Source organism: Nocardioides sp., from assembly GCF_035429765.1.
Taxonomy (GTDB): domain Bacteria; phylum Actinomycetota; class Actinomycetes; order Propionibacteriales; family Nocardioidaceae; genus Nocardioides.
Window position 1 is genome coordinate 1 of sequence record NZ_DAOMFK010000164.1, and the last position, 7,086, is coordinate 7,086.

General features: G+C 73.6%; 7 protein-coding genes. 6 read left to right on the forward strand and 1 reads right to left on the reverse strand.

Going from position 1 to position 7,086, the window contains the following annotated elements; all coding sequences use genetic code 11:
* Positions 1-317: hypothetical protein (locus PLP61_RS13185; protein WP_324503196.1), on the forward strand; the 317-nt coding region annotated here is incomplete at its 5' end.
* Here the strand turns inward: PLP61_RS13185 and PLP61_RS13190 are convergent.
* Positions 314-682: a hypothetical protein gene (locus PLP61_RS13190; protein WP_324503197.1), complete on the reverse strand. Its 369-nt coding sequence runs from the start codon at positions 680-682 to the stop codon at positions 314-316. The genes PLP61_RS13185 and PLP61_RS13190 overlap by 4 nt on opposite strands.
* Positions 683-964: 282 nt before the next feature.
* Here PLP61_RS13190 and PLP61_RS13195 point away from each other — a divergent pair, with 282 nt between their 5' ends.
* The 5 genes from PLP61_RS13195 to PLP61_RS13215 all read left to right on the forward strand — a co-directional run.
* On the forward strand, positions 965-2,335 hold the full coding sequence (locus PLP61_RS13195; protein ID WP_324503198.1) for an 8-oxoguanine deaminase: 1,371 nt from the start codon (positions 965-967) through the stop codon (positions 2,333-2,335).
* Between the two features lie 20 nt (positions 2,336-2,355).
* Positions 2,356-3,852 (forward strand): pyridoxal-phosphate dependent enzyme, encoded by a 1,497-nt coding sequence (locus tag PLP61_RS13200; protein ID WP_324503199.1) that lies wholly within the window; start codon positions 2,356-2,358, stop codon positions 3,850-3,852.
* 98 nt (positions 3,853-3,950) lie between these two features.
* Positions 3,951-5,198, forward strand: coding sequence for a pyridoxal-phosphate dependent enzyme (locus PLP61_RS13205; protein WP_324503200.1), 1,248 nt, complete (start codon positions 3,951-3,953; stop codon positions 5,196-5,198).
* Between the two features lie 81 nt (positions 5,199-5,279).
* Positions 5,280-6,635 (forward strand): amidohydrolase family protein, encoded by a 1,356-nt coding sequence (locus PLP61_RS13210; protein ID WP_324503201.1) that lies wholly within the window; start codon positions 5,280-5,282, stop codon positions 6,633-6,635.
* Positions 6,632-7,086 (forward strand): LLM class flavin-dependent oxidoreductase (locus PLP61_RS13215; RefSeq protein WP_324503202.1); only part of this gene is annotated, 455 nt, incomplete at its 3' end. The genes PLP61_RS13210 and PLP61_RS13215, both read left to right, overlap by 4 nt.

The window sequence follows — 7,086 nt, forward strand, 5'->3', positions numbered from 1 at the left end:
GCACGGGCGCCCTTCCGGGCGAGGAGGCCCGCGGAGTGCTGCTGGGCTCGGTGACCGACCCGGGGACGGTCCGCCGGGCGAGGGCGCGGGTGGACGAGGGGCGCGAGGGGTCGGGCCGGCCCGGGCGCGCGGTCGTGACGGCCTACACCGAGGTGGACCCGGCGCAGCCGGCCGGGGCGATGCGGGAGCAGGTGGCCGAGCGCGTCGCCGAGCTGGCCGGCGCGGGCGCCGACTCGGTCATCCTGCAGGGCACCCAGGAGCACCCCGACCCCCGGCCGCTGATCGAGGCGCTCGGTCACCGGGCCCGATCTGCCTAGTTGGCGCGACCCAGGGTCAGTGGGCCGAAGACCGTGAAGTCCTCGTCGGGGGTGGCACCGCGGTACCGGGAGACGATCTGGCACTCCAGGGTCTGGTCCATGCCCGCCTTCACGCCGAAGGACTTGCCGCCGGGCAGGGGAGCGTAGCTCGCCTCGAGCTCGGCCCTCGGCACGGGCGCCGTGGCGTAGCCGGGTGCGCCGTAGTGCTCGAACTCCAGGAAGTTCCAGCGGCCGAAGTACGCTCCGGCGTCGTTGAGCCAGATGACCCCGGCGCCGACCGTGGGGAAGGTGAAGTCGCTGATGGCGACCTCGAGTCCGGGCCCGCAGAAGAGCAGGGCGTCGGGCAGCGGGTCGTCCTTGGGCATGGCGGATGCGCCAGCCGCCGGGATCGTGAGCACCGTGGCGAGCGCCACGGCGCCGAGCAAGCGAAGTCGAAGTTGCATCGTCAACCTCCGCGAGAGGGCCCGACCCCTACGGGCGAGCCAGGATGTAGGGACGGTGAGGGCTCTCCGCAACCCGGGCGAGAGCCTTGTGTCACCCCCTGCTGGCATCGCCGAGGCGAGCCGTCACCTCCACTCTGACCATCGGTGGAGCCGGTGTCAACGGGGCCCGTCGACCGTGCGTGCGACACCGGCTAGATTCGCACTGTGACCGTCGAGCTGCTGATCGACGGGGCCGAGCTGGTGGCCACGCTCGACGCCGAGGATCGTGAGATCGCAGGGGGTTGGCTCGCCCTCGACGGCGGCCTGGTCGTGGCGGTGGGCGGACCGGCGGACGCGCGGCCGACAGCGACACGGGTGCTCCGCGCCGACGGGTGCCTGGTGACGCCGGGACTGATCAACACCCACCACCACATCTACCAGAACCTCACCCGGGCCTACCGGCCGTCTGCCAACGCCTCGCTGTTCACCTGGCTCACCACGCTCTACCCGCTGTGGGCCGGCCTCGACGAGGAGGCGGCCTACCTGTCCGCCTGGGTCGGCCTGGCCGAGCTCGCCCTGGGCGGGTGCACCACGACGACCGACCACCTGTACGTGCACCCGCGAAACGGTGGGGACCTGATCTCGGCGGAGATCGCCGCCGCGCGGGAGCTCGGCGTCCGGTTCCACCCCACCCGGGGCTCGATGAGCCTGTCGGTGAAGGACGGGGGGCTGCCGCCGGACTCGGTGGTGCAGGACGACGACGAGATCCTCGCCGACAGCGAGCGGCTGGTCGCCCGCCACCACGACCGGAGCTGGGGGGCCATGGTGCGGATCGCGCTCGCGCCGTGCTCGCCGTTCTCGGTCTCGGCCGACCTGATGCGCCGCACCGCCGAGCTTGCCGAGCGGCTCGACGTCCGGCTGCACACCCACCTGGCCGAGGACCCCGACGAGGACCGCTTCGCTGCCGAGACGTTCGGGAAGCGGACCATCGAGCACTTCGAGGACGTCGGGTGGTTGACCGACCGCAGCTGGGTCGCGCACTGCATCTACCCCAACGACGCCGAGGTACGCCGGCTCGGCGCCGCGGGGGTCGGGGTCGCCCACTGCCCGTCCTCGAACATGCTGATCGGCGGCGGCGGCATGGCTCCGGTGGCCGAGCTCCGCGCCGCCGGAGTCCCGGTCGGGCTGGGCTGCGACGGGTCCGCCTCGACCGACCACGCCTCCCTCTGGCTGGAGGCCCGGATCGCGCTGCTCCTCGGGCACCAGCGGAAGGGGCCGACCGGCATGACCGCCCGCGACGTGCTGGACATCGCGACCCGGGGCTCCGCGGCGTGCCTGGGCCGCGCCGGCGAGCTGGGCACCCTCACACCCGGGGCGGCGGGCGACGTCACCTGCTGGCCGCTGACCGGGATCCCCTTCGCGGGGGCGCTCACCGACCCGGTCGAGGCGTGGCTGCGCTGCGGGCCGGTCGCGGCCCGGCACACCGTGGTCGCGGGCGTCCCGGTCGTCGAGGACTCCGCGCTGGTCCACCCCGGGCTGGAGGAGATCCTCCTGCGGCACCGGGCCGTCGCCACCCGGCTGCAGCGGCTGGGCTGAACCGTCCGAGGGGAGTCCCGTTGTCGTCACCACTCGTCGCCGAACGCGTCGTCGACACGGCGACGCGCGACCGCGCAGTCGCCCACTTCCGGTCCGCCGGCATCGCCCTGCCGACGTTCGCCGAGCTCGCCGATCCCCGTCGCATGCCCCTCCCGGTCAGCGAGTCCCTCTCCCCGGTGGGGCCCGACGAGGCCGATCCACGCAACCTGTTCCGCATCCACTGGTACAACGACCCGACCCGCACCCGGCGTACCGCTGTGCCGGCCCACGTCGTGCTGCCCCCCGAGCTCACCGGTGTCGACGCCCGCATCGCGGTGGCGCTCGGCGACCGGTTCCCGATGATCCGGGCCCACAAGGTCCTCGCCGCCTACGCCTGCCTGGTCCCACGCATCGTCACCGGCCGGTTCGACCCCACCGCACAGCGGGCGGTGTGGCCCTCGACGGGCAACTACTGCCGCGGGGGAGTGGCGATCTCCAGGATCCTGGGCTGCCGCGGCGTCGCGGTCCTCCCCGAGGGGATGAGCCGGGAGCGGTTCGCCTGGCTCCGGCAGTGGGTGACCTCCCCGGAGGACATCGTCACCACCCCCGGGACCGAGAGCAACGTGCGCGAGATCTACGAGGCGTGCGAGGAGCTCGCCCTCGACCCCGGCAACGTGGTCCTCAACCAGTTCGCCGAGTACGGCAACCACCTGGCGCACCGGCTGTGCACCGGCCGGGCGCTCGGAGAGGTGTTCGAGCACCTGCGCGCCGGACAGCCCGACCTGAGCCTGCGCGCCTTCGTCTCGGCGTCCGGCTCCGCGGGCACGCTCGGCGCGGGAGAGCACCTGAAGGAGAAGTACGACGCCGCGGTCGTCGCCGTCGAGGCGCTGGAGTGCCCGACCATGCTCCGCAACGGGTTCGGCGCGCACAACATCCAGGGGATCGGTGACAAGCACATCCCCCTGATCCATCACGTCCACCACACCGACGTGGTCGTGGCCGTCACCGACCGGGCCACCGACCAGCTCTCGATCCTCTTCGACGACCCGGCCGGCCTGGCCTACCTCCGCGACCGTCGCCGCGTCCCCGAGGCGGTCCTTGCCGCACTGCCGTCGTTCGGCCTGTCCAGCATCTGCAACGTCATCGCCGCCGTGAAGCTGGCCAAGCACCTCGACCTGGGGCCCGACGACGTGGTCGTCACCGTCGCCACGGACGGCGCGGAGCTCTACGACAGCGAGCGGCGGCGGATCCGGGCCCGGGACTTCGCACGAGGGTTCGACGAGACCACGGCGGCCGAGGTGTTCGGCCGGTGGATGCTCGGGGCGGACACCAGCGACCTGCTGGAGACGACGAGCGAGGACCGCGACCGGATCTTCAACCTCGGCTACTACACGTGGGTGGAGCAGCGCGGTACCTCGATCGAGGACTTCATGGTGCGTCGGGACCCGGCGTTCTGGACCGGGCTGGTCGACCGCGTCGAGGCCTGGGACCAGCTGATCGTGGACTTCAACGCGCGCACCGGTGCCGGTCCCCGGTGAGGCCGCCGGCCAGCCGTCTCGTCTGCGCGGGGTGCGGTGCCGCCCCGCCGCCCCTGGACCCCTACCCGTTCCGCTGCCCGCGGGCAGGTGCCGACGACGTGGACCACGTGCTGGTGCGGGTGCTGGACCTGGACCGCGTGCGCTTCCCACCCGGTCCTGCCGACCACGGCTCGCCGTTCGTGCGCTACCGGGGCCTGCTGCACAGCCAGCACCGCGCCCGGGCCGCCGGAGTGCCGGACGACGAGTACGTCGCGCTCGCCGCCCGCCTCGACGAGGCCGTCAGCCGGGTGGCCGGCCGGGGCTTCCTGAGCACGCCGTTCGGCCGCAGCACCGTCCTGTCCGACCGGCTCGGGTTCAGTGCCGCCGGAGGCGTGTGGGTCAAGGACGAGACCGGCAACGTCGCGGGCTCGCACAAGGCTCGCCACCTGATGGGGGTGCTGCTGCACCTGGAGGTGTCCGAGCGGGCCGGCCTGACGGACCCGGCGCGCCGGCCCGACCTGGCCATCGCGAGCTGCGGCAACGCCGCTCTCGCCGCGGCCGTGCTCGCCCGGGCCGCCGACCGGCGGCTGCGGGTGTTCGTGCCCCGGCACGCCGATCACCACGTCCTGGAATCGCTGAGGGAGCTGGGGGCCGACGTGGTCACCTGCACCCACACCGACGGCACGCCCGGTGACCCGACGTACGCGCGGCTGCGGGCGGCGATCGCAGCGGGTGCCGTCCCCTTCACCTGCCAGGGCCCCGAGAACGGGCTGGTCATCGAGGGTGGCGAGACGATGGCCTACGAGATCGCCACGTCCCTGCGCGAGGAGGGCGTCGGCCTGGACCACTTGGTGGTCCAGGTCGGCGGCGGGGCCCTGGCGAGCGCGTGCCTGCAGGGGCTCGCGGAGGCCGCCGACCTCGGGGTGCTCGAGCGGGTCCCCTGCACCCACACCGTGCAGACCACCGGCGGGCACCCGCTCGAACGGGCCTACCGGCTGGTCCGCGCACTCCTGCCGGCCACCCCGACCGGGGAGGAGGCCGAGGCCGCACTGCGGGAGGCGGCCCAGCACCGGTCGGCGTACATGTGGCCCTGGGAGACCGAGCCACGCAGCATCGCCACCGGGATCCTCGACGACGAGACCTACGACTGGCGGGCCACCGTCGCGGGGATGCTCGCCACCGGCGGACGTCCCCTGGTGGTGAGCGAGCAGCTCCTGGCCCAGGCGCACGACCTCGGCCACGCTGCCGGCCACGCGGTCTGCCCCACCGGATCCGCCGGCCTGGCCGGACTGCTGACCCTGGTGGCCGACGGCACCGTGGGTCCCGACGACCGCGTGGCGGTGCTGTTCACCGGGGTGGACCGCTAGCACGTGACGGGTCCCACCTGCTCTGGCGGGTCGCCGCGCAGAGGGGCAGACTGGGGTGGAAAGCGCTGGGGAGGGCGCAGGATGGCGAAGACCGAGGACCGAGACGTTCCCTCGCTGGCGCTGTGCGGCGCGACCGTGGTGGTCTCCCTCGATCCTGCGGAGGTCGTCGCCGCGGACGTGATCCTCGCCGGGGACCGGGTCGTGGCGGTGGGCTCCGCGCCGCCGGGTGTGCCGCGCCGGGACTGCTCGGGGACGCTGATCATCCCCGGGAACGTGTGCGCCCACCACCACCTCTACTCCGCCCTCAGCAGGGGCATGCCCTACCACCTGCCGGCCCCGGTGAACTTCACGCAGATCCTCCAGCGCGTCTGGTGGCGGCTGGACAGGGCGCTGGACGAGCGGTCGATCCGTGCCTCGGCGCTGCGCGGAGGGCTCGACGCGCTCCGGGCGGGGACGACCACGATCGTCGACCACCACGCCTCCCCCCACGCCATCGACGGCTCCCTCGACCTGATCGCCGAGACCCTGGCGGGCCTCGGCGTGCGCAGCGTGCTCTGCTACGAGGTCACCGACCGGGACGGCCCCGAGCGCGCCGCGGCCGGCATCGCGGAGAACCGGCGCTTCCTGACGCGGGCAGGCGGGCTGTCGCGCGGGATGATGGGTGCTCACGCGTCGTTCACCCTCTCCGACGACACCCTCACCGACCTGGTGGCCGCCGCGCGCGAGGCGCAGGTGGGGGTGCACATCCACGTCGCGGAGGACGCCGCCGACCAGGACGACTCGCGGGCGCGCTGCGGCGCGGGGGTGGTGGAGCGGCTCGAGCGGGCCGGCGTCCTCACGGACCGGTCGCTGCTCGCGCACTGCGTGCACGTCGGCCCCGCGGAGGTCCGGCTGATCACCGACGCCGGGGCCACGGTGGTGTGCAACCCGCGCAGCAACATGAACAACGGGGTGGGTCACTCGCCGTTCAGCCACGTCGCTGCCGGAGTGCCCCTCGGCACCGACGGCATCGGTGGGGACATGTTCACCGAGTCCCAGGTGGGCTACTTCCGGGCTCGCGAGGCCGACGTGGCGACCCCGGGCAGCTGGCCGCTCGTCCGGCTGGCCGACGCAGCCCGGTTCGCCGGGCGGGTCCACGGGGAGCCCCTCCTCGGGACTCTGCAGCCAGGGGCCCCCGCCGACCTGGTGGTGCTCGACTACCCGACCCCGACACCGGTCACCTCCGACAACCTGGTCGGCCACTGGGTCTTCGGGCTCTCAGCCGGCCAGGTCCGCGACGTGTACGTCGCCGGCGAGCTGGTCGTGGAGAACCGACGGTCCACCCGGGTGGAAGAGGTGTCCGCGGCCCTCGACGGGGCTCGGGAGGCCGAGCGGCTGTGGACGCGGATGGAGGACATCCCTCCGCACGACTTCGAGCCGGAAGGGAGCCGACGATGAGAGTCGCGCTCTACCTGCAGGACCTGCACCCGATCCGGGAGGGGATGGACTACGCCAGGTACGCCGAGGAGCGCGGCTTCGAGGCGGTGTGGCAGTCGGAGAGCAGGCTCGTCCGGGAGGCCACGGTGCCGATGGCCGCCTACGCGGCGGTGACCAGCCGGATCAAGGTCGGCTCCGGCGTGATCCCGATCTGGACCCGCAACGTCGGGCTGCTCGCCGCCACCTTCTCGACCCTCGACGAGCTGGCACCCGGGCGGGTGATGATGGGGCTGGGCGCCTGGTGGGAGCCGCTCGCCGCCAAGGTCGGGGTCGACCGCCGCAAGCCGCTGCGGGCCATGCGCGAGGTGGTCGAGGCCACCCGCCGGCTGCTGGCCATGGAGCGGGTCACCTACCACGGCGAGTTCGTCCACCTCGACGACGTCGAGATCGACATCGTCCACGGCGACCGCTC